At 45.9% G+C, this 25578-nt stretch carries 23 protein-coding genes; 9 read left to right on the forward strand and 14 right to left on the reverse strand.

Annotation, left to right across the window (positions count from 1 at the left end; genetic code table 11):
• Nucleotides 1-221: 221 nt before the first annotated feature.
• Together K0O23_RS05950 and K0O23_RS05955 are read left to right on the forward strand one after the other, a co-directional pair.
• Nucleotides 222-1115 carry a S66 peptidase family protein gene (locus tag K0O23_RS05950; RefSeq protein ID WP_219876471.1) on the forward strand — a complete coding sequence of 298 codons (894 nt, stop codon included), beginning with the start codon at nt 222-224 and terminating at the stop codon, nt 1113-1115.
• 41 nt (nt 1116-1156) lie between these two features.
• Nucleotides 1157-1678, forward strand: a complete 522-nt coding sequence (locus K0O23_RS05955; protein ID WP_219876472.1) for a GNAT family N-acetyltransferase — start codon at nt 1157-1159, stop codon at nt 1676-1678.
• 126 nt (nt 1679-1804) lie between these two features.
• Here K0O23_RS05955 and K0O23_RS05960 read toward each other — a convergent pair whose 3' ends face one another.
• Nucleotides 1805-2512 (reverse strand): endonuclease III domain-containing protein, encoded by a 708-nt coding sequence (locus tag K0O23_RS05960; protein WP_219876473.1) that lies wholly within the window; start codon nt 2510-2512, stop codon nt 1805-1807.
• Nucleotides 2513-2734: 222 nt separating this feature from the next.
• Here K0O23_RS05960 and K0O23_RS05965 point away from each other — a divergent pair, with 222 nt between their 5' ends.
• On the forward strand, nt 2735-3427 hold the full coding sequence (locus K0O23_RS05965; protein ID WP_219876474.1) for an MBL fold metallo-hydrolase: 693 nt from the start codon (nt 2735-2737) through the stop codon (nt 3425-3427).
• Nucleotides 3428-3631: 204 nt separating this feature from the next.
• Nucleotides 3632-4288, forward strand: a complete 657-nt coding sequence (locus K0O23_RS05970) for a DUF2238 domain-containing protein (RefSeq protein WP_246596949.1) — start codon at nt 3632-3634, stop codon at nt 4286-4288.
• A gap of 137 nt (nt 4289-4425) precedes the next feature.
• Here K0O23_RS05970 and K0O23_RS05975 read toward each other — a convergent pair whose 3' ends face one another.
• From K0O23_RS05975 to K0O23_RS06005, 7 genes are all read right to left on the reverse strand, one after another.
• Nucleotides 4426-4806 carry a hypothetical protein gene (locus K0O23_RS05975; protein WP_219876475.1) on the reverse strand — a complete coding sequence of 127 codons (381 nt, stop codon included), beginning with the start codon at nt 4804-4806 and terminating at the stop codon, nt 4426-4428.
• Nucleotides 4807-4945: 139 nt separating this feature from the next.
• Nucleotides 4946-5611 (reverse strand): OmpA family protein, encoded by a 666-nt coding sequence (locus K0O23_RS05980; RefSeq protein ID WP_219876476.1) that lies wholly within the window; start codon nt 5609-5611, stop codon nt 4946-4948.
• A 335-nt stretch (nt 5612-5946) separates the two neighbouring features.
• A complete protein-coding gene (locus K0O23_RS05985) occupies nt 5947-6711 on the reverse strand; it encodes an OmpA family protein (RefSeq protein ID WP_246596950.1) in 765 nt (254 codons plus the stop codon).
• A gap of 256 nt (nt 6712-6967) precedes the next feature.
• On the reverse strand, nt 6968-7867 hold the full coding sequence (gene accD / locus K0O23_RS05990) for an acetyl-CoA carboxylase, carboxyltransferase subunit beta (protein WP_219876538.1): 900 nt from the start codon (nt 7865-7867) through the stop codon (nt 6968-6970).
• A gap of 148 nt (nt 7868-8015) precedes the next feature.
• Nucleotides 8016-9074 carry a class I fructose-bisphosphate aldolase gene (locus K0O23_RS05995; RefSeq protein ID WP_219876477.1) on the reverse strand — a complete coding sequence of 353 codons (1059 nt, stop codon included), beginning with the start codon at nt 9072-9074 and terminating at the stop codon, nt 8016-8018.
• Between the two features lie 259 nt (nt 9075-9333).
• Nucleotides 9334-10548 carry an amidohydrolase family protein gene (locus K0O23_RS06000; protein WP_219876478.1) on the reverse strand — a complete coding sequence of 405 codons (1215 nt, stop codon included), beginning with the start codon at nt 10546-10548 and terminating at the stop codon, nt 9334-9336.
• Between the two features lie 103 nt (nt 10549-10651).
• Nucleotides 10652-11953, reverse strand: coding sequence for an amidohydrolase family protein (locus tag K0O23_RS06005; RefSeq protein ID WP_219876479.1), 1302 nt, complete (start codon nt 11951-11953; stop codon nt 10652-10654).
• Between the two features lie 193 nt (nt 11954-12146).
• Here K0O23_RS06005 and K0O23_RS06010 point away from each other — a divergent pair, with 193 nt between their 5' ends.
• The gene (locus K0O23_RS06010; RefSeq protein WP_219876480.1) at nt 12147-12809 is read left to right on the forward strand and encodes a DUF4136 domain-containing protein; all 663 of its coding nucleotides are present in this window, start codon (nt 12147-12149) and stop codon (nt 12807-12809) included.
• 846 nt (nt 12810-13655) lie between these two features.
• Here the strand turns inward: K0O23_RS06010 and K0O23_RS06015 are convergent.
• The 3 genes from K0O23_RS06015 to K0O23_RS06025 form a co-directional block, all read right to left on the reverse strand.
• Nucleotides 13656-14666 (reverse strand): M28 family peptidase, encoded by a 1011-nt coding sequence (locus K0O23_RS06015; RefSeq protein WP_219876481.1) that lies wholly within the window; start codon nt 14664-14666, stop codon nt 13656-13658.
• Nucleotides 14656-16149, reverse strand: coding sequence for a cysteine--tRNA ligase (cysS, locus tag K0O23_RS06020; protein ID WP_219876482.1), 1494 nt, complete (start codon nt 16147-16149; stop codon nt 14656-14658). The genes K0O23_RS06015 and cysS overlap by 11 nt, the downstream gene beginning before the upstream one ends.
• Nucleotides 16150-16257: 108 nt before the next feature.
• Complete coding sequence (locus K0O23_RS06025; protein ID WP_219876483.1) at nt 16258-17382, reverse strand: endonuclease/exonuclease/phosphatase family protein; 1125 nt, start codon at nt 17380-17382, stop codon at nt 16258-16260.
• Between the two features lie 318 nt (nt 17383-17700).
• Between K0O23_RS06025 and K0O23_RS06030 the strand changes: the two genes are divergently transcribed.
• The 3 genes from K0O23_RS06030 (at nt 17701) to infB (ending at nt 22631) form a co-directional block, all read left to right on the forward strand.
• Nucleotides 17701-18174, forward strand: coding sequence for a ribosome maturation factor RimP (locus K0O23_RS06030; RefSeq protein ID WP_246596951.1), 474 nt, complete (start codon nt 17701-17703; stop codon nt 18172-18174).
• Nucleotides 18175-18181: 7 nt separating this feature from the next.
• A complete protein-coding gene (gene nusA, locus K0O23_RS06035) occupies nt 18182-19435 on the forward strand; it encodes a transcription termination factor NusA (protein WP_219876484.1) in 1254 nt (417 codons plus the stop codon).
• Nucleotides 19436-19556: 121 nt separating this feature from the next.
• Complete coding sequence (gene infB / locus K0O23_RS06040) at nt 19557-22631, forward strand: translation initiation factor IF-2 (RefSeq protein ID WP_219876485.1); 3075 nt, start codon at nt 19557-19559, stop codon at nt 22629-22631.
• Nucleotides 22632-22725: 94 nt separating this feature from the next.
• Here infB and K0O23_RS06045 read toward each other — a convergent pair whose 3' ends face one another.
• The 3 genes from K0O23_RS06045 to mscL all read right to left on the reverse strand — a co-directional run bounded on the left by K0O23_RS06045 (nt 22726) and on the right by mscL (nt 24627).
• On the reverse strand, nt 22726-23076 hold the full coding sequence (locus K0O23_RS06045; RefSeq protein WP_219876486.1) for a hypothetical protein: 351 nt from the start codon (nt 23074-23076) through the stop codon (nt 22726-22728).
• A 92-nt stretch (nt 23077-23168) separates the two neighbouring features.
• Nucleotides 23169-24125, reverse strand: a complete 957-nt coding sequence (locus tag K0O23_RS06050; protein ID WP_219876487.1) for a DUF3078 domain-containing protein — start codon at nt 24123-24125, stop codon at nt 23169-23171.
• A 55-nt stretch (nt 24126-24180) separates the two neighbouring features.
• Complete coding sequence (gene mscL, locus K0O23_RS06055) at nt 24181-24627, reverse strand: large-conductance mechanosensitive channel protein MscL (protein ID WP_317195653.1); 447 nt, start codon at nt 24625-24627, stop codon at nt 24181-24183.
• 168 nt (nt 24628-24795) lie between these two features.
• Between mscL and K0O23_RS06060 the strand changes: the two genes are divergently transcribed.
• Nucleotides 24796-25578 (forward strand): enoyl-CoA hydratase/isomerase family protein, encoded by a 783-nt coding sequence (locus K0O23_RS06060; RefSeq protein ID WP_219876488.1) that lies wholly within the window; start codon nt 24796-24798, stop codon nt 25576-25578.

Consider the following 25578-nt stretch of genomic DNA (forward strand, 5'->3'; position numbering starts at 1 on the left):
AGCTTTACCGTACCAGCCAAGGTTGGAGATCGGCGCGGTAGTGTACTCTTATTTAAAGAGGTTTCGAATTTGGCCAAAAAAAGCCATCCTCGCAAATTTTATCTAAAAGCCATATCTTTAGAGGCTGTTTTGATTTTATTCACTGGGCTGCAAAGGGCATTTACGCTTCCAGCAATAAAGTCAAAACAGCCTCTTAGTCCTTTAATTTATACATCCCATTTATGATTCCAGCACTAAAGCCCGGCGACAAGATTGCCATTATTGCCACTGCACGAAGAATAACCCTGCCCGAAATTGAAGTAGCCATCAGCACCTTCGAGAGTTGGGGCCTGCAAGTAGTGCTCGGCCAAAGTATAGGTGCCAGTTACAACTACTTTTCAGGTGATGATGCCCTGCGCCTGCAGGACCTGCAGCAGATGCTGGATGATGAAAGTATAAAGGCTATTATCTGCGCACGCGGCGGCTATGGCACCACGCGCATTATAGATCAGGTTGATTTTACGAAGTTTCGGCAGTATCCCAAATGGGTAGTGGGCTTTAGTGATGTAACCACCCTGCTCAGCCATATCCACAACTTCGGCCTGGAAAGTATACATGGCATCATGCCACTGCTCTTCCCCAAAGAAGGCGCCGAACCCTCCATAGAAACTCTGCGCCGCATATTGTTTGGGAAGGAGGTAACTTACACTGTTGCACCTCATGAGTTTAATCGCACAGGCACCGCTACCGGGCAGTTAGTTGGAGGCAACCTGTCTATTTTCCAGACACTATCCGGCACCCGCTCCGACATCAGCACCGACGGGAAGATCCTGTTCCTAGAAGACCTGTGCGAGTACCTTTACAACGTAGACCGTATGATGGTACACCTGGACCGCTGCGGAAAGCTAGCCAACCTTGCCGGTCTTATTATTGGCGATATGAGTGATATGCTGGATACACCTGTTCCGTTTGGTAAAACAGCCTACGAGATCATACTGGAGCATACCGGCAAGTATAACTATCCTGTTTGTTATGGCTTTCCAGTAGGGCACGAGCCACTAAATCTTGCTTTGGTGTGTGGTAGAGAGGCTGTGCTTCATGTGAGTGCTGCTGGGGTGAAGCTAGAATACAGCTAACAACTGCCATGTTTATATAACAACTAATCCCGAGACACATTATGCAAATATTTGTAGAAACAGAGCGACTTATACTAAGAGAACTTTTGCCTTCTGATGAAAGTGGCATATTTGAACTTGACTCTGATTCTGATGTGCAAAGATATTTAGGAAACAAACCTATTAAAAGAGTTGAAGATGCAAGGAAATCGATTGAGTTTATAAGACAACAGTACCTTGATAATGGAATTGGGCGTTGGGCTGTTATCGAAAAAGAAACAAACTGTTTTGTAGGCTGGGCAGGGCTGAAGTTTGTAAGAGAAGCAACAAATAACCACATTAACTACCACGATTTAGGATACAGATTAATTAAAAAGTACTGGGGGAAAGGGTATGCAACGGAATCTGCAAAAGCTTCATTAGATTATGGTTTTGAGAAACTGAAGTTGAAGGAAATTTATAGTATGGCAGATGTGAATAATATCGCTTCAAGAAAGGTTCTGGAAAAAGTGGGGCTAAAACTCCTTAATAGTTTTGACTTGAATGGTGTTGCACACAACTGGTTCAGAATTTCAAAAGCCTAAATAAATGCAAAAGAGAAAGTCTGCAGCTAACCCAGCACTTAAACCAAGCTGCAGCTTCGCCTTGCTCACTGTATGCACCAACCCGCTATCAAAAACACAAACTACTAATCTTACAACAGCTTACTTTTACGCTGCCTTATCTATCCCTTTCTGCCGTACATCCTGGTAGTAGTTGCAGATACTGTTTAGCACGCATTCCTCACATTTAGGGCTGTAAAAGGTGCAGATGCGTTGCCCGTGACGCAGCATATGAATATGAAAGTTGTAAAGCTCCACAGGTTCAGGAGGTAGTATCTCTAAAAGTATGGAATGGGCTTTGTTGGCTGTTGCCTTGGCCCCTATCAGGCCAACACGCTGGCTAATCCGGAACACATGGGTATCTACGGGCATCACAGGCTTTTTAAAGTTAAACAGCAATACCAAAGTGGCTGTCTTCAGCCCTACTCCTGGTAACTTCATCAGCCAATTCAAGGCGTCCTCTACTGGCATGTCTTCCAGAAAGTCTATGTTTATCTCGCCGCGTTCTTCTTTTATCATGCGCAATGTTCGCTGTATCTGCGGCACCTTTTGTTCAGGATACCGCGTTGTTTGGATGGCATCGGCCAATGCATCAAAATCAGCGTTCATTATTCCTTCCCAATCTCCAAAACGCTCCAGCATGGTATTGTAAGCCATTTCCTCATCCTTGTGGTTGGTGCGGTGCGAGAGCATGGTAGAGATAAGCTCATGCATGTGGCTGCGCCTGGGCTCAAGCTTACGCCATTTATATTCCTGGTTTAGCAACTCGTGCGTGAGCTGTGCTTTTTCGCTGGCAGGTAATTCGTGTGCATCCATGGTAAGGTACTTTATGGATTATCTCTTTACGGTTTAACAAGGTGCGTGTTATCAAAGATCCACTAGCTATACTTAACACCACAAAAAAGCAGACACTTACGCTGAACAACCGTTTGCACAGGCATTGCTCTTTTTCTACCTGAAAAACCGGGCTCTGGCACAACTATTTATTTTGTTTAACGCTATACCTTTTGGCAATCGGGAAATAAGCTATCTTTTTGTATGCAGATAAAATTTTTGGGAACAGGCGGTGCTTTTGATACGGATTACTTAAACTCGGCTGCTTTGCTGGATTTCAGGGGCATACACCTACTGATTGACTGCGGCTTTACCGTTTTCCCGACACTGGTAAAAAAGAGCCTGATAGCTAAAGTAGACCACATTATACTTACCCACCTGCACAATGACCATTGCGGAAGCCTGGCCAACCTGCTGCTGTACAAGCACACTATAGAAAAGGCAAAGCCACCGGTTATACTTTACCCTTCCGAAGGCTTTAAGAACCAACTTTATAAATTCCTGAAGATACAGGTAAAGGACCCAGATAAGTATGCTGAATTTGTGCCCCTAGAGCAATTTGAGGGCATCACCGCTGTGGATACTTTTGGCCAGCACTCCGAAGGATTTCAAACCTACGCCTTCATTTTTGATAATGATGAGGAACGCATTGTGTACTCTGGTGACCTGGGCAAGCCTGATGCTTTATTTGACAAACTGCAGAAAATGCCACCCAAAACCACCTGCGTTTTCCACGATATCACCTTTAACCCCGAAAATACAGGGCATACCTACTACAAAAAGTTGCTGCCTTATTTAAATGGCCTGGACATGTTTGGCTACCACTGCGACCCTACGCAGAACCCGCCAGATAATCCCATACGGCTGGTATTCTACGAAAAGGACCTGATGGCTTAATGCTGACAGAAGTATAGCCTGTGATTAATTTAATTGCCTGAAGCTTGCCTTTGAATCTAAAAGTACAACAGTACAAGTATAAACTTCATACTTAAAGCCTCCTCAAATGCTCAGGGCATATCTGCCATACTGTTAAAGTATACAAAACCATACACATACTTTTAGGGTTATTAGCAAATAACAGATGTCGCATTGCGCAGTGCTATGAAAACAGCTACAAAAATTATGGGTCCGGTAAAAAAAACCTTTATAAGACAGCCTTTGCACATTGTATACAGTATATTGTTTGTAGTATACCTGGCATATACCGGCCTTACCACACCTGACCTTAAAAACTGGGCACTTGAGAACACCCTTACACTTTCGCTGGTAATCTTCCTGATCGCTTTTTACAATATCTTCCGGTTCTCAGACCTGAGTTATACTTTAATCTTTCTGTTTCTGCTGTTGCACATGTATGGCAGCCAGTACCAGTATGCCGAAAATCCTTTTGGAGAATGGTTAAAAGACCAGTTTAACCAACCCCGAAACCAATATGACAGAATAGTGCACCTGGGTTTTGGTTTGCTGTTGGCCTACCCTATGCATGAGGTATTTTCAAAAGCATTGCACGTACGTCCTTTTTTCAGTTACCTGCTACCCATGGAAATCGTGCTTTCTCTAAGTGCCTTGTACGAACTGGTAGAGTGGGTAGTAGCCGATGTGGTATTTGAAGACAATCAGCGGGGAATGGATTTCCTGGGGATGCAGGGCGATATCTGGGATGCGCAAAAAGACATGGCCCTTGCGCTGGCAGGTGCTGCAGTAGCCATGTTGGTTACTGCTGTTTTAAAAGCACGAAGTGCCTGGCACCAAAAATAATCATAACCCGCACCAGACAGAGCAAAACTGTTGTTACAGGCATTATTATACTTTGGATAAATCATATTCCGAAACACAGGTTCAGGTGCCTATACTTCAGCTAAAAAAGAATTTTATACTTTTTTAGCTGAGCTGCCTTACTCTGTGGTATTGGTTACTTGTTCACCGGTATATTCTATCTTCACTTTACCCTTCCGTGTCTCAATTCGCATTTTATCGCCGTTTACGGTTATACTTACAAAGTCATCCTGATACGCTGTATGATAATCTTTGTAATAATGGTGGCGTACCTTCATATACCTGGCAAATTGCTTTAAAGGCATTTTGCGGGCTTGCTGGGCATCTTCCTGCAATGCTGCCTGTACCACCCTATCTTTTTCGTTCTCTGTTGTCAGGCTAGCCGCACTCTCGTTACTGCCAGAAAAAGCATACGGACTTATGCCACTCATTCGTTCGCAGGCGCTAAAAACACTCACCAGCAACAGGCTGAGCATGCCCATTTGTAAATACTTTTTCATACTTATACTTCTGATAAAAGGCCTGCTTCCCTTTCTTTATCCTACAATGGTCTTTTTACAGTACGCTATAAAAAACCAGCCGCACCAAAAGGCACGGCTGGAAAATCATTCACAACACGTAATTCAATATACTTTTAAATTATAACTCGCCACGCTCAGCGGCCTTTTTCATTTTCTCATTCGCAAAGATTGCGATCTCTACGCGGCGGTTCTGCGCACGGCCAGCCTCAGTAGTGTTGTCTGCCACAGGCTGATCAAAGGCATAACCCTGTGTAGTTATACGGCTGCGGTCTACGCCCATTTGCGCTGCATAGTTAGCCACAGACTGCGCACGGCGCTCCGATAAAGCTTGGTTCAGCTCACGAGAACCTGTATTGTCAGTGTGGCCCTCTATCAGGATATTAGTATCAGGGTATTTTTTAAGTGTAGCTGCCAACTGAGATATCTCTGATTTAGCGCCAGACTGTAACTCAGCAGAATTTACGTTAAACAAAATACCAGAATCAAACGTGATCTTGATACCCTCGCCTACACGCTCTACCTTGGCGTTCTCCAGGTCGCGCTGCAATTCTTCTGCTTGCTTATCCATACGGCGGCCAATCAGGGCACCGGCTGTACCACCTACAGCAGCACCAATAATAGCGCCTGTGGCTGTGTTTCCTGCTGCCTTACCTATTACACCACCTACTACTGCACCGGTACCGGCACCAATTGCACCGCCCTTAGCAGTACGGCTTGCATTACACGATGTAAAAAGTATACCTATAAAGGCGAAAACTGCCAGATAAATTCTAATGTTTTTCATGGTTTTCATTTTTGTTGTTTTTATGGTCGAACACAAAAGTTCTGTGCTTAATACTCCTGTTTTTTAAAAATGTTCTGCTCTTATCGGCTACCTAACTGCTTAGAACCTGCTAAACCAGTGCAACAAAATCACTTAAACACTGATGCCTAACACTTTATATTACCTATACTTTATACTTTAACGGCTTTTATAAATTCAAGTTATTTTAATTGTATGCCCTAACTGTACAATTTAGTATAGGCACTAAAGTGATGGGTATAAAAGCAACAAGGCCCACCGGCATAACCGGCGGGCCTTGTTTACAAGTGATATGTTACTATCTAACTAAATGCAGCTTATTTTACATCGCCACTCTCAGCTGCTTTTTTAAGCTCCTCGTTTGCAACGATAATGATCTCTACGCGACGGTTCTGAGAACGGCCTTCTGCTGTGCTATTGTCAGCAATTGGCTGGTCGTAGCTATAGCCTTTGGCCTGTAAGCGTGAGCCATCCACACCAAGGCTTCTGGCGTAAGCAGCCACAGCCGCAGCACGTCTTTCAGAAAGCTTCTGGTTAAGCTCATAAGAACCTGTGTTGTCGGTGTGACCTTCTATAATCACGTTAGTACCCTTATTTTCGTTAAGCGATTTGGCAAGCTTCTCGATATCACGCTTAGCGTTAGCGCTAAGCTCAGCAGAGTTTACTTGAAAAAGGAGTCCAGAGTCGAAGTTTACTCGGATGGCCTCACCCACACGCTCTACTTTCGCGCTTTCCATGCTTTTCTCCAGTTCTTCGGCCTGCTTATCCATTCGGCGGCCAATTACTGCACCAGTTGCGCCACCCACGGCAGCACCAATAATGGCACCCGCAGCAGTATTACCCATCCTGTTACCGATAATACCACCAACTACCGCACCAGAGCCGGCACCGATAATACCACCCTTCGTGGTTTTGTTCATGCCCTTCTTTTCGGTTTCGGTAGTGCTGTTATCTGTAGTAGAGCCTGTAGTAGTTGTACCAGTATTACCGCCGTTGCTTGCCGTAGGGGCAGTTGTCTGGCATGACGTAAATAGCATAGTAGCAGCTAACAGAGAGCTCAAAGAAAATTTTACTAGTTTCATGTGTTTGTCGTTTTGGTAAATGTTTATTCTGTTTTTATATAAATAGAGTTTGTGCCTGTATTTACAGATCACCATTGCAATCCATGTGCCAATAATATATTTCGTTTTAGCTATACACGAACAATTCAATTTTTTATTTTACCTCTGTTCATAAAAATCTTCTTTGTTTACGCTTATTTATACTTTTGGATAAATAAAAAGCGCCTGCCTCTAAATAGAGGCAGGCGCTTTTTATTTATATTAAGTACAATTGCTGTTAAGATACTTTTGCTGTTTTGGCAGCTTTTGCCTTAGTGCCATTATTGGCTTTCTCTTCTACGATCATACTCAGCAGGTCTGTCAATTTGCTTTTAAGCTCTTTACGGTCTACTATAAAATCAAGAAAGCCATGCTCCAGTACAAACTCTGCACTCTGGAAACCTTTAGGCAGGTCTTTACCAATGGTTTCTTTAATTACGCGTGGGCCTGCAAAACCGATCAATGCACCTGGCTCAGCAATGTTAAAGTCGCCCAGCATGGCATAAGATGCTGTTACGCCTCCTGTGGTTGGGTCTGTCAGCATAGAGATGTATGGCAGTTTCTCTTCGGCCAGCAATGCCAGTTTTGCAGATGTTTTTGCCATCTGCATCAGCGAGAAGCCTGCTTCCATCATACGGGCACCACCAGATTTTGAGATCATCATGAAAGGAGTGCGTGTTTTACGGGCATGGTCTATGGCGCGGGCAATTTTCTCACCAACCACAGAGCCCATCGATCCCCCGATAAAAGCAAAGTCCATACAGGCGATGGTAATGTCCTGCCCATTCATTTTACCGTAAGCCGAACGCACTGCGTCTTTCAGGCCAGTTGCTTTTTGTGTGGCAACAATACGATTCGGGTAAGGCTTGGTATCCACAAAGTCAAGCGGGTTACCAGAAGTAAGGTCCGCATCCAGTTCCGTAAACTTATTATCGTCGAAGAGTATGGCAAAGTACTCTTTCGAACCAATCCGGTCGTGATGGTTACACTTTACGCAAGTGCTCATGTTTTTGCGGTGCTCGGCCATGCTGGTCACTGCTTTGCAGCTTGGGCATTTGTACCACAATCCGTCCGGCGTTTCTTTCTTTTGCTCTGTAGGTGTTATAATTCCTTTTTCAGCTCTCTTAAACCAAGGCATCATAGTAAAAAGCGTGCATTGAGCACATTATAGTTAAGTATACGCCTGCCACACAGCAACGTATAAAAAATTAGTGACCTGCCTTTTCCAGAAGCACCAGGGAAGGCAGGTCACAAAAATATGTAATAATCAGCAGTTCTGCTACAAATTATGCCAATGTAATCTCGTTGCTCAGGTACACATCCTGAATAGCGTTAAGCAACTCCACGCCAACTTTCATATCTTTCTGGAAAGCTTTACGACCAGAAATTAAGCCCATACCGCCTGCACGCTTGTTAATAACCGCTGTACGCACCGCATCTGTCAGATCAGACTCGCCTTTAGACTCGCCGCCAGAGTTGATCAAACCGGCACGGCCCATGTAGCAGTTTGCCACCTGGTAGCGCGTTAAGTCAATAGGGTTGTCGTTGGCAAGCTCTGTATACATCTTCTCATGCGACTTTGCAAAACCGATTGCCTTGAAACCACCATTGTTCTCCGGAAGCTTCTGCTTGATGATATCTGCCTGGATCGTTACTCCAAGATGGTTTGCCTGTGCAGTAAGGTCGGCAGCTACATGGTAATCCACGCCATCCTTTTTAAATCCATTGTTACGCGTGTAGCACCACAGAATAGTAGCCATACCCAGCTGATGCGCTCTTTCAAACGCCTCAGCCACCTCAATTATCTGGCGCGACGACTCCTCAGAACCAAAATAAATAGTAGCACCTACTGCAGTGGCACCTAAGTTCCAGGCCTCGTCTACTGAGCCGAACATGATCTGGTCATACTTGTTAGGGTATGTCATCAGTTCGTTGTGGTTGATCTTAACTACAAACGGAATTCTATGTGCGTATTTTCTCGACATCATAGCCAGGTTACCAAATGTAGTAGCAACTGCGTTGCAACCACCCTCAATGGCAAGTTTAATGATGTTCTCTGGGTCAAAGTATATCGGGTTCGGGGCAAAAGAGGCACCAGCTGTGTGCTCTATCCCCTGGTCTACTGGTAAAATAGATAGGTAACCTGTTCCGCCTAAACGGCCGTGGTCGAACAGCTGCTGCAGGCTGCGCAGCACCTGAGGACTACGGTTAGACTGAGCGAAGATGCGATCCACGAAATCAGGACCTGGCACATGCAGCTGCTCTTTAGATATTGTTTTGCTTTTATACTGCAGCAGACCTTCTGCTTCAGAACCAAGTAAAGAAACGATGTTATCGTAAGTCATTTGTCTTATTATTTTGTGATAGAGACACTTTGATTTGGTGATACAAATATAGAATCAAAATTTAATTCTCTCTATACTTAGGTAACACAATATAGTAAACGAGGAAAAGCCTGATTGCCTGTTTGATGGGTACTATTACTATTCACCTGAAAATATAGCGAGTTGTGGTTCCCAACATCATACTTGTTAAAGGTAAAAAGGTTTTTGTAAAAACCTTGATTCTGCAGATAGAACTGACTTTTCAGATATAAGCTTAAAGCTATTTACATTCCTCGCTTACTACTTTTCCGTTTATCAGCACGGTGCACACATGCGACGTATATTCAAAAGGGTCACCGTCGAAAAGTACCAGGTCGCCGTCCATACCTTTAGCCAGGGCTCCAACGCGCTTCTCCAGACCGATAATTTTTGCAGGCGTAGTGGTTATGGCAGCCAAAGCCTGGTCTGGCAACATGCCGTTGGCTACTGCCACACCAGCCTCGAAAAGTATAACCCTGGCGCGGGGCACATAAGCCTCGAACCCACTTTGTATCGCCACAGGTATACCGGCACTGGCAAGTATACCCGCCGTCTCGAACGACAGGTTCTTGTTTTCGCCATAGGATCTTGCCATGGTCGGGTGAAGTATAACCGGAATACCGGCTGCCTTTATTTCGTCTACCAGCAGGTATGATTCGGCTGCGCCATCTAGTACCATATCCAGGTTAAACTCCTTTGCCAGCCGCAAAGCAGCCATTATATCATTTGCCTTGTTCGCCGTTATAAGCGCTTTATACTTTCCTGCCAGCACATCCTTGAGGTACTCCATTTTCAGGTTACGGTCTGGGCGTTTGCTGGCATCTGGGTTGGCAGCTTTTTTAGCATAAACCTGTGCTGCCTGCAACTCAGTGCGCAACATGGCCATACCTTTGGCAGATGTTTTCGGAGAGTTATAATTGTCGCCTACAGAAGCACCCAGGGTAAAGGTTATCATTTTGGTGGTGTCTATCAGCGTGGCAAAGCCCTCAGGTGCTGTTTTAATGGTCATGGTCTGTCCGCTGATCAAGGCTCCAGGGCCGTGGCCGGTATTGATGGTGGTAACCCCATGGCTCCTTACCCAGTCCAACAGTTCCTCCTTGGGATTATAGGCATCTATGGCCCTCAGCTCCGGCTGTATTGGCGCCGTTTTCTCGAGCTGCTGCTGATCTGCGGGAATGTTATAGATACCAGCCAAACCAACAGAAGTATGGGCATCTACCAGGCCAGGTGTTACAACCTTAGCAGAGTATACTTTATAGTTCTGCGGAATTGACAGGTTGGCTCCTACAGCTTCTATCTTACCGTCTTTTAGTAGTACCACGCCATTTTTGATAGGCGCGCCTGCCATTGTATAAACTGTTTCGCCTTTTACGGCTACCTGCGCCATTGCCTGCTGCCCGCCAAGTATAGCAGCGCCTGCAAGTATGGCAGCACCTAGTTTTATATGTTTTTTCATGATGATTTCTATTTGACTTTTTGACTATTAGACAATTTGACAAAAGACAAGGGAGGCTTCAGAAAAGTCTTTTGTCTTATGTCAGAACTTCCTTTGCCAAAAATTAATGTGCGTGATAATGGATTTCGCCGCTAAAGGTGTTGTAACCGCCTGTGGCAAACTTTTTATCGTCGGGGTTGTGCAGGTCGAAACGCTTTTTGCCTTCTACCCAGGTTTGCTCTACTTTGGTATACACACTAAATGGCTCACCGCTTAGCACTATAAAATCAGCATCTTTGCCTTTTTCCAGTGATCCTACACGGCTGTCCAGCTCCATCATTTTAGCGCCGGCTATAGTTAGGGCTTCCAGCGCTTTTTCTTGACTCATACCGGCACGCACCCCAAGGGCAGCCCCACGAATAAACAAACGGGAATCTGTAATGCCATCATCGGTATGGAAGGCGGTTAGCACGCCAGCCTTTTCAAGTGCAGCTCCGTTTGAATTTCTTATTTCAACTGCTTCGGACTTACCGCCCGGAGAATCAAGCGTGATGATAGAAGCTGATACACCTGCCTTAGCTATTTCGTCGGCGGCTTTCCAGGCTTCGCTTACGTGGTGCAGCACCAGCTTAAAGCCAAATTCCTTCTGCAGGCGTAGGGCCGTCAGCACATCGTCGTAGCGGTGCGTGTGAAAGTGTACCACCCGCTTGCCGTCCAGTATCTCTACCAGCGGCTCCAGATTAGGCTTACGCTCCGGCATTTTATCTGCTTTGCCTTTGGCTGCCTTTATCTTGTTGTTGTATGCCTGCGCGTCCAAAAACAGCTGCCTTGCCATAGCCGCCGATTTTGCCCTTGTGCCCGGAAACGGAGCAGCTTTCATGGGGTTGGTGCCATTTGCCATTTTCATACCGCCGCAGATGCCGTTGGTCACATCATCGCAGAAAGCCATATCGGCAATGGTTTTGGCGTCGCGCATTTTAAGGTAAACCGTTTGCCCACTCATTAAATGGCCGGAGCCGGGCATAACGTTTACAGTGGTAATACCTCCGGCCAGGGCACGTTTAAAAGTATCACTTAATGGGTTGATGGCATCAATAATGCGTACATCCGGATGAAGCGCACCGGAGCCGTCGCCGCCAGAGCCCTCTCCTAAATGGGAGTGTGTATCTACCAGGCCGGGCATCAGCACTTTGCCTTTCATATCGAACTCTACAGCATTTTTAGGCAACTTTACTTTATCGGCGGTGCCCAGGGCAGTTATTTTTCCGTTTTGTACTACCAGTACGCCATTTTCTATGGGCTGACCGGCAATGGGAATAATCTTGGCGCCTCTAAAAACATGTGGTTGGTCCTGTGCCATGATCGGGTGCATGCCCCAAAGCAGAGCCAAACCAAGGGCAGCCAACAAACATTTATTGGATCTCATAAAAGTATAAAAAGTAACAGGTTAGTTAAGTTTGATTTTCCAACTTAACCATTTTATACTTTAAATAAAAATTAATGCCTCTCACAGCAACTCCAGACTCCTGCACTGTCCAATCTATCTGTTGTTTTTACATCTAATTAAAGCCCTGCTTCGTTAACATTATTATACAACCAATTAACGCTCTGCCACATACATGAAAACATCAAACAAAGACCTGTTACATAAGCTGCCTTATCTTCTGATCTGTATTATGCCGTTGTTTTTATGGGCCTGTGTTTCGTCTACCAGGATAACAGGTACCTGGAAAAGCCCTGAAGCCACAAACCAGCAGTATAACAAGATTGTTGTTGCTGCTCTCACAGATAATATCAGGGCCCGGGAAACCGTAGAGAACGACATACAAGCACAACTCCAGCGGCGGGGTGTGGCAGCTACTAAGAGTATAGATATATTTCCGCCTACTGCCTCCAGCAAATCAGGGCCTGATGTAAACCTGTTAATCGACAGACTCAAAGACGATGGTTACGATGGCATCATGACGGTAGCGTTAATAGATGAACAAACAGAGACACGCTATGTGCCGGGCACTTACAGCTATGCCCCCGTAACACGCTTTGGCTGGTACGGCAGGTTTAGAGGTTATTATACCTACTGGTATCCTACACTTTATGACCCTGGTTATTACACAGAGGATAAAGTATACTTTCTGGAAACCAACTTGTATGATGAAAGTACTGAGAATCTTGTCTGGTCAGCACAATCGCAGTCTTACAGCCCTTCCAGTTTAAGAAATGCCTCTGAAAAGCTCGCTGAGATCACAGTGGGCAGGATGGCGCAGGATGGGTTGATCAGGTAAAGGATAATGATTTGTGGCAATATAAACACACCCCAACCCCCGGAGGGAAATTTTCTGCTGTTGCTTTCGCCAAAGTATAAGTTTTAATAGCAACTGTTAAACATCACACTTTGCCCAGTCCCGAAACAACTTCGGTATCTTCGACTTCAAAGGGGGACTTTCTGCCGTTGATTTAGCTGATGTGTAAGTTTCATTGCTAATGCCATTTCTCGGTGGGGTCGCGTCCTGTACCTACGAAGTTTGATATTCCTACCCAGCCTCTTTTTTGTCATCCTGTAAGGATCTTGGTAGAAGGGAGGTTAAGCAATAGCTATGAAAAGGAAATACTGTTTACAAGAAACTTAATTCTTCCTAGCTAGCTTTTCGCCTCGCCGGCTGGGCCTACTTTTTGTCCCCGAATCAAGTTCGGGATATTCTACTTGACACAAGGGACCACCCCGAACTTGATTCGGGGACGCTCCTTTCCCGAGGGCCCCTACCCCAAAAGTAGACCGTCGGTTTGTGCACCTGGCCAAGGCCCTTGCTGTGTAGCATGGAAGAGGTTTATACTTTGTTTCAAACTGCAATAGCCGCTTACTAAGAAGTGTCCATTCCAGTCTTTGTGTTGAGCACCTTCTATTGTTGCGGTGCTGAACGGAGTTGGGCAGCGGGAACAGCGCGGAGGTAGCTGTCAATGGACAATGCGATGCGCAAAAACTAGGCCTTAAGGCCGCAAGCATACAGAAGCCAGAGATGAAAGTATGGGCTACTTAGACTGAGGAATAGAGCCAGCTAAATAGATTGCAGTAAACAAAAAAGCCAGAGCTTCATCCTTTAGAAGCTCTGGCTTTTTTGTCTGTTTATACTTTACTCGTTATACAGCACATGCAGTACCGTCTGCCCGACAGCCTTTAGTGTGTTTTTGCTGATCACATCCATGTTATCGGTGTGGCGGTGATGGTAGGGGCCAAAGTAATCATCGGGGTTATTCATGTTATACTCGATAATATCGATCATGCGGATGTTGCCCCATGCATTAACATAAGAGTGATCATCGGTAATAGCCGGTGCATTTACATACTTAAAGTAGTCGGAGTATCCAAGGCTGTTACCGGCTTTCCATACTTTGTCTACGACCTCTTTGGCGTATTGCATAGAGGTGCCTTCTCTGGCAAATTTTGCATTCTCGGCTCCCACCATATCTAACAGAATACCATAGTTGGCGCGGTAATTCGGAACATGTTTGTTCTTGCTCCAGTACTGCGAACCCAGGCACCAGGTATTGTCCTGATAAGGCAAGTCACTATCATCAGGCTGGCCATAGTCCTCGCCATCAAAGAAAATCATATCTACTCCTATCTCTGGTTTTTGCTCTGAAGTATGGATAATTCTGGCTATCTCCAGCAATACACCTACGCCGCTGGCTCCGTCGTTGGCTCCGTCAATTGGCTTTTTAGGATTCTGCTCATCCTTATCCGCAAAAGGGCGGGTATCCCAGTGAGCGGCAAGCAGCACACGATTACCAGCCTCCGGATTATAAGAGGCAATAATGTTGCGCAGGTTCAGCATCTTACCATCAAAGGCACGCATCTGGAAAGTCTGCACTTTTACATCTGCGCCATATTCACGCAACTTCTCTATTATCCATTCGCCGGTTGCATAGTGCGCAGGTGTATTAGGCACACGCGGGCCAAATGCCACTTGCTTTTCTATTAAACTATAAGCTGTATCAGCGTTGAACTCAGGAGCTTTTACCACAGGTGTTTCTTTACTTGCTACTGCAGCCTGCTTTGCGCCGCCTTTCTCTGCAGAGTCGCAACTGTATAAGTTTAAACTTCCTGCTGCAAATAGTGCCATCGCTATTATTTTATTCTTCATAAGCCCAGTCAATTCCGGTTTTCATGTCTTTTATCACAATGCCCTGCTTTTTAAGTTCGGCACGTATGGCATCTACCTTATCATAAGCTTTGTTTTCTTTGGCTTCTTTGTAAAAACCAAGCACCAGTTGCAGCATCTCGTCCATATCCCCGGCTTGCTCTTCCTTCAGACCCAGCACATCCAGCACCAGTTCCTGGTAAGTCTCCCGAATGGTATCAAAAGTACCTCTTGTCAGATGCGTGATATTGATCTGTCCTAAGTATAAACTGTTGATCTTTTTAAGCAGGTTAAACAGCGAGGCGATAGTACGGGCCGTGTTCATGTCGTCGTTCAGGCCACGGAAGCAATCCTCTGTCAGCTTCAGCAGTTCTTCATTCAATTTCGCATCTGGGGTGATTTCTGCATTTTCCGGATACCTCAGTTTCTTCAGCACGTTCAGGCCGTTCATCATCTTAGTGTAGCCTTTGCGTGCCGCCTGCAGGGCCTCGTTGCTAAAATCGAGGGTACTGCGGTAGTGCGCCTGAAGTATAAAGAAACGGATGGTCATTGGGGAGTACTTCTCCTCCAGCATCTCGTGGTTACCGCTGAAAAGCTCGCTCAGGTTAATAAAGTTGCCCAGCGATTTGCCCATCTTTTGCCCGTTTATGGTGATCATGTTGTTGTGAACCCAGTATTTGGCAGCGTCGGTGTGGTTGTTACTGGCCTGGCTCTGTGCTATCTCGCACTCGTGGTGCGGGAACATCAGGTCCAGTCCGCCTCCATGTATATCAAAAGTAGTGCCTAAGTATTTCCGGCTCATGGCAGAGCACTCCAGGTGCCAGCCCGGAAAACCGTCGCTCCATGGCGAAGGCCAGCGCATAATATGCTGTGGCGATGCTTTTTTCCAGAGCGCGAAGTCCAGCGGGGAGTGTTTTTCGCTTTGTCCTTCGGTGTCGCGGGTATTTGTCATCAGGTCCTCGATCACACGTCCGGACAGCTTGCCATACTTGTGGTTTTTGTGATAGGCCGGTACATCAAAGTATACCGAGCCGTTAACCTCGTATGCCATACCGTTGTCCAGTATCTCCTGTATCATCTCTATCTGCTCGATGATATGGCCGGATGCGCGGGGCTCGATGTCCGGGCGCAGCACGTTCAGCTTGTCCATATCCTGGTGGTACACGTTGGTGTAATGTTGCACTACCTCCATCGGCTCCAGGTGCTCCAGCTTGGCCTTCTTCGCTATCTTATCTTCTCCTTCGTCGGCATCGTTTTCCAGGTGGCCTACGTCGGTAATGTTTCTTACAAAGCGTACTTTATATCCGATGTATTTCAGGTAACGGTACAGCACATCAAACGTAATGGCGCTGCGGGCATGGCCCAGGTGCGGTTCGCCGTAAACAGTTGGGCCGCACAGGTACATCCCAACAAAGGGCGCGTGCAATGGCTCAAACTCTTCTTTCTTTCGCGTAAGCGTGTTGTACAGGTTCAGTTTCTGTTGCATGTTTATCTTAAAGTATAGGCGCCTGCGGCAGCCGTACTTAGTGTATTTGCCGTTATACCTGGCATTTTGTGGTTCAAAACTATAAATATTGCGTCCTTTCTCCTAACGCTACTCCTGAGCTTTGGGCTGCAATACATACTTTGCAGATATCGGAAAATGATCCGAAAGTCCCATTTCATAGTGTGTTTCAAACTCATAAGCCTTTAATGCTTCGCTGTAGAACTGGTTATCGATACGCAAAAATGGCAGCGGACCGTTATACGTAGCTCCCACGCCAGATCCAGCTTTCACAAAGGCGTTTTTCAGTTCCTTTGCCATTTGGTTATAAGTATAACTAAATGGGATATCGTTAAAATCACCGCACACGATAACAGGATAAGGCGATTCACGAATATGCTCAAGCAACAACTCGACCTGGTTACCGCGGGCAACAAAACCCCGCTTCAAACGCCGGGCCAGGTTGCGGCCTTCCTTCTTAAAACTCTCTTCGTTACCAATAGCCGAGTAGGTACTCTCAATGTCCTGCGACTTGATGCTCATAGATTGCAGGTGTGCAGAGTAAACTCGTATCGTATCACCCTTCATATCTATATCGGTCCAAATGGCCCGGTTAACGTGAGACTCTCCGAAACGGATTACTCCTTTATTTATAATCGGGTACTTCGAAAAGATTACACTACCGATGTCTGCTTTGTTGCGGTCTACATACGATACGGAAAAGAACCTGTACCTGTCGTAGCGGGTCCCGATCTTACTGATCGTATTGTATGTACTGGAGCCGCGGTTACTGTAAAACTCCTGCAGGCAAATAATATCAGCCGGGTGTGTGGCGACCCAGTCTATCATGTCAGTAGAAGCTTCCAGTTCACTACCATCCTTATCAGCATAGGCGTTAAAAACGTGTGTATTAAAGCTTAGCACCTGCAGTGTTTTGGTCCCCTCACTTACCTCCTCTGCAAAATTAACAGATACTAGCCGGGCATAATATCCCCAGCCAAGTATAAATACAGAAAGGGGTAGCACTACCAGCCAGGAACGGCGTAGCAGCCAGTAAAGCAGGAAAAGAAAATTAAGTACCAGTGGGGCCGGCAACGAAAAAGCGATAAAGGCAGCTGGCCAGAAGCTTTCAGGGGGCACCTGCAGGCAAATAACGCCCAGCAGCAACCAGAGCACCACCAGTGTGTTCAGAATTAACCATACGCGCCTACGGATTGTCTTGAAAGTTGCCGCCATGGAAGCAAACTTACAAATTATGCTTTTATCTATACCACACCTGCAGGCAGAATATTCAGCGTAATACAGCAATCTGCTCTTCTGTACTTAACTAGCACATAAGAGAACTATATAACTTGCAGTTTTGTTAATTTTTGCCGGACTAAGGTTGCAGCGGGATTCCCGGAACAGATCCGATATAGTATGCTCAAATTATTTAAAAGCTTAACTACACACACTATGTTGTATATATAATGTTTTTGTAGTAAATTTGTGGCGTTATATCCAAGGAGTGAGGGGACAAATGAAGTCCCCTTCTTTATTTCTTAACCATTGACTATGGCACTTACCGCGCAAATTATTAAAGCTATGGCGGAGGACAGCCTCCCCGATAACGATCTTTTTATAGTGGATATCTCTGTATCAGATTCAGCTGTGCGCCCTAAGATCACGGTGCTTGCCGATGGAGAACAAGGTATCACGATAGCCCAATGCGCCACCATCAGCCGCCGGATTAACAAGAGAATTGAAGAAGCGTTTGGTGAAGAAATAAGTTACGTACTGGAGGTAAGCTCGCCAGGTGTGGATTTCCCGCTTACGCAGCCGCAGCAGTTTAAGCGCAACGTTGGCCGTAGCCTTAAAGTAAAAATGCAGGACGGCACTGAGAAAACAGGAAAACTGGAAGAAGTGACAGAGACAGGCATAAATCTGTTGGAAGAAATAAAACAAAAAGGCAAAAAGGCAACGTATGTGCCTGTGCAAGTACCTTACGGGGATATTGTGAAAGCAAATGTTGTAATATCATTTAAATAAAAAGATAATGAACAGTTCAGTCCTGATCGAGTCGTTCGCTGAATTTGCGAAATTCAAGAACATTGACCGTCCGACCATGATGCGTATACTCGAAGATGTATTCCGCACCATGATCCGCAAAAAGTGGGGTACCGACGAGAACTTTGACATCATCCTGAACGTGGAAAAGGGTGACTTGGAGATTTGGCGCAACCGCGAGATCGTGGACGACAACTCGGAGGACATCTGGGACCATGACAAGATAAGCCTTACAGAGGCACGCAAAATAGAGCCTGACTTTGAGGTTGGCGAAGAAGTATCGGAAGAGATACAACTGGAGGACTTTGGCCGCCGCGCAGTGCTTACTGCCCGCCAGACCCTTATCCAGCGCATCAAAGACATGGAAAAGGAATTGCTGTTCCAGAAGTATAAAGACCAGGTAGGTGAGATCATCTCCGGTGAAGTATACCAGGTATGGAACCGCGAGGTGTTACTACTTGACCAGGAAGAGAACGAACTGCTTATTCCAAAAGGCGAGCAGATACCAAAAGACCGTTACCGTAAAGGCGATCAGGTTCGTGCTGTAGTACAGCGTGTAGAGATCGTAAACGGCAACCCGAAGATCATACTTTCGCGTACTTCTCCTGCGTTCCTGGAGCGTTTATTTGAGAACGAAGTACCGGAGATCTTCGATGGCCTGATCGCTATCAAGAAAATTGTTCGTGAGCCGGGTGAGCGCGCTAAGGTAGCCGTAGAATCTTTTGACGATCGCATTGACCCGGTGGGTGCCTGCGTTGGTATGAAAGGTTCACGTATTCACAGCATCGTGCGCGAACTGGAAAACGAAAACATCGACGTAATAAACTATACTGATAACCTCGAACTATACATTCAGCGTGCCCTTAGCCCGGCTAAGATCAGCAGCATGAAGATTGACGAGGAAACAGGTCGCGTGTCTGTGTTCCTGAAGCCGGACCAGGTGTCCCTGGCAATCGGTAAAGGTGGTCAGAACATCAAGCTTGCCAGCAAACTGGTAGATATGGAGATCGACGTATTCCGTGAGTCTGAGTCTTATGAAGAGGATATCAGCCTGGAAGAATTTACCGATGAGATAGAAGACTGGGTAATTGCAGAGCTTCGCCGCATTGGCCTTGACACCGCGAAAAGCGTACTGGCAGTAACCAAAGAAGACCTGCTGCGCCGTACCGAGCTGGAGGAAGAGACAATCGATGATGTACTCTCTATACTTCGCGAAGAGTTGGAAGAAGAAGACAATCAATAGTTGTTAGTTGTGCTTCGTTAGTATAATTTTGAAATAATTTTACTGCGGAGCACAGCTAAAGCCTTATATGAAGGCAGCTATACTTTTACATTAGAATTAATAAGACAGCATATAGAACAACATGGCAGAAGAAACAACAAGGAGGCTTAAACAGGTTGCGACTACTTTAAACATTGGTACATCTACCATTGTGGACTACCTCTCTGCTAAAGGTTTTGACGTGGAGAACAGGCCAACCACCAAGATCACAGCAGAACAGTTCAATATGCTGGCTAAAGAATTCGCATCCTCTATGCAGGACAAGCAGGAGGCAGAGGAGCTGAATATCGGCAAGAAACCGCAGAGCAACCAGGTTATCGAGTCGGACCCACAGCACCACGCAGAAGTTAGCAAGCCTGCCGACTCAGAACAGGAACTGCAGATCAAAACTGTACACCAGCCAAAGCCGGCAGCAGAAGAGCCAAAGGCACCTGAACCTGCTAAAACAGAAGAGCCTGCTATTGAAAGCAAGCTTCCGGGCATCAAAGTTTTAGGTAAGATCGAATTAGACGCTAAAGGCCGTCCGGTTCAGAAAAAGCCAGAGCCAAAAGCAGAAGCGCCTGCACCTGCAGCAACACCTGCCCCGGCACCTGAAGCAAAAAAAGAAGAAGCCCCGAAACAGGAAGAAGTAAAGGAAAAACCAGCCGAAAAGCCACAAGAGCCAGTAGCTGAAAAACCTGCTGCTCCTGTTGCAGAGGCCCCCAAAGCACCAGAGCCTAAACCAGAGGCACCAGCTGCCCCTAAAGCGGAAACACCGCAGCAACCACCAGTTGCCGAAAAGCCTGCTGAAACTCCTAAAGCCGAAACAACTACACCGCCTGCTGCACAGCAAGCACCTGCAACACCTGCCCCGGCACCAACCGCTGAGCCAGCTGCTGCAGATAACGAGAATAAAAGACCAATAGAAACGATTACAGGAAAAGCCGACCAGCTTAAAGGTCTGACAGTACTTGGCAAGATAGAATTGCCAACAGAGTCCAGAAGAAAAGGATCTAAGCCAGTAGCATCTTCTGACGAGAAGAAAGGCAAAAAGAAAAAACGTAAGCGCATCATGGTGGCCACAGAAGGCCAGCAGCCAGGTGGCCAACCAGGACAGCAGCAAGGCCAACGCCCACAAGGTGGAGGCCCGCAGCAAGGCGGACGTCCTGGAGACAGACCGGGCACAGGTAACCAGCGCCCAGTAAGACCTGCACAACATAAAGGCGGGCCACGCAATGCACCAGCTCCAAGACCTGAAAAGAAAGAAGTAACTGATAAGGAAATTCAGGAGCAGATTAAAGCAACGCTTGCTAAGCTTAGCGGTGGCAAAGGAGGCGGTGGTAACCGCGCCAAGTATCGCCGCGAGAAACGCTCTGCAATTGCCGATGCAACTGAAGAGCGCCGTATGCAGGAGCAGGCTGAGTCTAAAACACTCAAGGTGACAGAGTTTATCTCTGCCAACGACCTGGCCTCGCTGATGGATGTAAGTGTGAACGAAGTTATCAAGGTGTGTATGCAGCTTGGCATGTTCGTATCCATTAACCAGCGCCTCGATGCCGAAGCCATCACTATTATTGCAGATGAGTTTGGCTATGATGTTGAGTTTATGACATCGGAAGAAGAGCAGGCCTTGGAAGAAATGCAGGAAGAGAACGAGGAGGACCTGGAAGAACGCGCTCCGATCGTAACGATCATGGGCCACGTTGACCACGGTAAAACTTCCTTACTCGACTACATTCGTAACGCAAACGTAACTGCCGGTGAGGCCGGTGGTATTACGCAGCACATTGGTGCCTATAAAGTAAAAACAGAAAGCGGCCGTACCGTCACTTTCCTGGATACTCCTGGTCACGAGGCCTTTACAGCCATGCGTGCTCGTGGTGCGAAAGTAACAGACGTTGTAATTATTGTAGTAGCAGCTGACGACTCGGTGATGCCTCAGACAAAAGAAGCTATCAACCACGCTCAGGCAGCCGGTTCACCAATAATTATTGCACTTAACAAAATAGACAAACCAGGCGCTAACCCGGATAAAGTTCGTGAAGAGCTTTCTCAGATGAACATCCTGGTAGAAGAATGGGGCGGTAAATACCAGTCTCAGGAAGTGTCGGCTAAAACCGGACAAGGTATACCAGATCTATTAGAGAAGGTATTGCTGGAGGCAGAATTGCTTGAGTTAAAAGCTAATCCGAATCGCCAGGCAATTGGTACGGTAATCGAAGCATCGCTTGATAAAGGCCGTGGCTACGTGGCTACTATGCTGGTACAAACAGGTACACTTCACATCGGTGATATCGTACTGGCAGGTTCGCACTACGGTAGAGTAAAAGCGATGACAGACCACCGTGGCAGAAAAATGAAAGAGGCAGGCCCATCTACTCCGGTACAGTTACTTGGCCTGGATGGAGCACCGCAGGCAGGCGACAAGTTTCTGGTGATGGAATCTGAGCGTGAGGCCCGTGAAATTGCTTCTAACCGTTCGCAGATGCAGCGTGAGCAAAGCTTGCGTACCCGTAAGCACATTACACTGGATGAGATTGGTCGTCGTTTGGCAATTGGTACATTCAAGGAGCTTAACGTGATTGTAAAAGGTGACGTGGATGGATCGGTAGAAGCACTTTCTGACTCATTATTGAAACTATCTACTCCTGAGGTTCAGGTAAGTATCATCAACAAAGGCGTGGGTGCTATCTCTGAATCTGACGTATTACTTGCTTCAGCTTCTGATGCGATCATTATCGGTTTCCAGGTACGTCCATCACAGAACGCACGCAAACTGGCAGAGCAGGAACAGATCGATGTTCGTCTGTACTCTATCATCTACGATGCGATCAACGAGGTTAAAGACGCCATGGAAGGTATGCTTGCCCCTACGCTGAAAGAAGAGATTGTTGGTAACGCAGAAGTACGCGACGTATTCAAAATCACGAAAGTTGGTACAATTGCCGGCTGTATGGTTACAGACGGAGTTATCCAGCGAAATGCGAAGGTACGTTTAGTACGCGATGGCATCGTAGTTATGGATGGTGAGATCCTGGCCCTGAAACGCTTTAAAGACGATGTGTCTGAAGTGAGACAAGGCTACGAGTGCGGTATCAGCCTGAAAAACTATAATGACATACAGGAAGGAGATATCATCGAAGCTTACACAGAAAAAGAAGTGAAGCGTAAGCTTTAATCAAAGTATAAATTAAACAGAAACGCCCCGGCTGCACTAGTAGCCGGGGCGTTTCTGTTTATAAGTTATAATTAAGCTGACAGCAAGGATATTATTAACCTCTCCTTCTTTGCCGTTTCTTTAGCTGCTTCTTGTCACGTTTATGCTTCTTCATCATCTCCTCTTCCTTTTTAAGGATTTCTTTCATCTTTTTGCTTTTAGCTATTTTCTTCTTTTCAAAAGATTTACGTCGGCTGCCTCTCTCTTCATACTCGTTATAGCGCTTGTCCATTCCCTCGCCTCTTCTGCCAACAGCATCAGCAGAGCTGCCTTTGGTCTGCACTTTGGATGTACCCCAATACTCGTCTTTAGATTTTGTACTGCTTTGGGCAGAAGACTGAGCCTGAGCTTCAGAAAAAGCAAAAAAACAAACAAGAGTCAGGACTGATAAGAGTATTTTTTTCATGTTAACCTGCATGTGATTTTTATTACAACGCATAAAAGCGTGTAATGTATATATTTATCTCTACAACAAAGCATAAAACTTTAAAAGTTCAGCTATTTAAAACTATAGGAAAGGCCGATACCCAGTGATTGCTTTACCTGTAGCCGCGGCCCTCTCCTGACCGGAACACTAACTTCTTCAGATGGCACATCGATCATGATGTCGTCGTCATAGATCATGTGCACGAATATGCTGGCAGATATAAGCTTGTTTACCTTAAAGTTAATCAGGTTCTCCCAGTTAATATCAACATTTTCAGGGTTGTGAAGATAATTGGAGAACAGGTCGAGCTTTGATTGAAAAATCACATTCTTCAGGACCTCCTTGTTATACCTTACATTAACGTAACCACCAAACTCTTTTCGTAAACGTTCTCCTGTACCCGGGATCAATTCGCCCAGGGCATTAGTTTCTGCAGCCTCTACGCCAAATGCACCGGCATCTGCGAGGCTCTGCCTGCGCACAATCGTAAACTTACCGGTAAGCGGCGATAAGAAAACTGAAAAATTATCGTTTGGTTTATAATCCATACCTAAAGAGGCAAGCACAAAAGCTGGGGCAAAAAAATCAGATAGAAGTGCGTCACGTTCCGGTGTATAAGTAGGTGTAAGCTGCGTTTTAAGATTTACCTGCGCAGTATAAAACCAGTCTTCCGAGGCACGATGTCCATACTTGGTATTTAACTCGAATTTGTCATCGCTTTTTTGTAAGCGTTGATTTTCAAGCTTCAGCGTGCCGTAGGTTATATCTAGTGAATTTTCCCAGGAGTTGTGCCCTTTGTTATACTTGGCGAATGCGTTGGCAATACCTAATACTGAAATTGAGTTTTGCCCTCCAGCGGCCCAGTTGCTGAGGCTAACCTGGCTAAAATTGACTGTCCCGGTGCCTCCAAAGCTCCAGATGTTGGTTGTATCAGGTTCCGTAGTGTTATCCTGGGCAAAAACAGACGATGCTAAAAATAATAAAAGAGAAAGGTAAAAAAAGGGTTTACTAAGTATAGATTTAATCATGTATAAAGGGGTTGATGTGCTGCCTGCATGGCAGTGTTCATAAAATTTAGACTGTTTATACTTGTTTGGGTGGCTGGGTATTGGTTGCTTTATCGTTTTTAAGAATGTCGCGAATCTCTCCCAACAGTACTTCCTGTTTGTTAACCGGTGGGGCTGGCTTTGCTGCTTCCTGTTCACGCATGCGGTTAATGGTTCTCACAAGCAGGAAAATGGCAAATGCTATGATAAGAAAATTCACCACGGCCTGGATAAAGCTGCCATAGTTAATGGAAACTGCCTGCTCTACCACAGCGCCATTCTCTACAACGGCATCCTTTATTACCCATTTTAACCGTGAAAAATCGATGTTGCTGATAAGAAGCCCTAAAGGCGGCATGATCACATCATCCACCAACGATTTTGTAATACCGCCAAATGCAGCGCCGATTACAACACCAACAGCAAGATCGATGACATTGCCCTTTACGGCAAACTTTTTAAACTCGGAGAGAAAGCCCATCATTTAAATTTACTGGAGAAACAAAAACTTTATTACACTTTATACTTATACACAAAGGCACATTCAGCACCTTACGTTGGATTGGGGCAGACTGTTAATTAGCTGCCCGGAGATTTAACTAAATTACTATATTTGTGCTGAAAAATTAAGAATTGTTAAGGCGAAAAACCTATGGCTACATACGAAAACCTGCTGCTTGACCTAAACAACGGCATCCTGACCATTACGATAAACAGGGCAGATAAACTGAATGCGCTGAACATCGACACCATCCGTGAAATCAAAACCGCTATACAGCAGGTATATGACGACGCAGATGTGAAAGGGGCTATTTTTACAGGAGCAGGTCAGAAAGCATTTGTAGCCGGAGCAGATATTGCCGAGATTGCCGAGTTAAGCGAGCTTAATGCGCGTGGCTTTGCAGAAAGAGGGCAGGATGTTTTTGCCATGATTGAGCGTTGCACCAAGCCTGTAATTGCAGCAGTAAACGGATTTGCCCTGGGTGGCGGCTGCGAACTGGCAATGGCTTGCCACATGCGTGTTGCAAGTGATAACGCGCGCTTTGGCCAACCGGAAGTAAACTTGGGTGTAATACCTGGCTACGGCGGAACACAGCGCATGACCCAGCTTATTGGCAAAGGCAAGGCAATGGAATTAATGATGACCGGCGATATGATTACGGCAGAAGAAGCTAAAAACCTTGGCTTAGTAAACCATGTGGTTCCGCAGGAAGACTTAATGCTTAAGTGCAACGAAATACTTGGCAAGATTATCAGCAAAGCACCATTGGCCATTGGCCTGGTAATAGACTGTGTTAACGCTGTGTTCAACAAAGATGAGAATGGTTACCAGACGGAGGCTAACTCTTTTGCGCGCTGCTGCTCATCAGATGACTTTGTAGAAGGCACCAATGCATTCCTTGAAAAACGTAAGCCTGAATTTAAAGGCGCTTAA

It is taken from the genome of Pontibacter aydingkolensis, from assembly GCF_019443125.1.
Taxonomy (GTDB): domain Bacteria; phylum Bacteroidota; class Bacteroidia; order Cytophagales; family Hymenobacteraceae; genus Pontibacter; species Pontibacter aydingkolensis.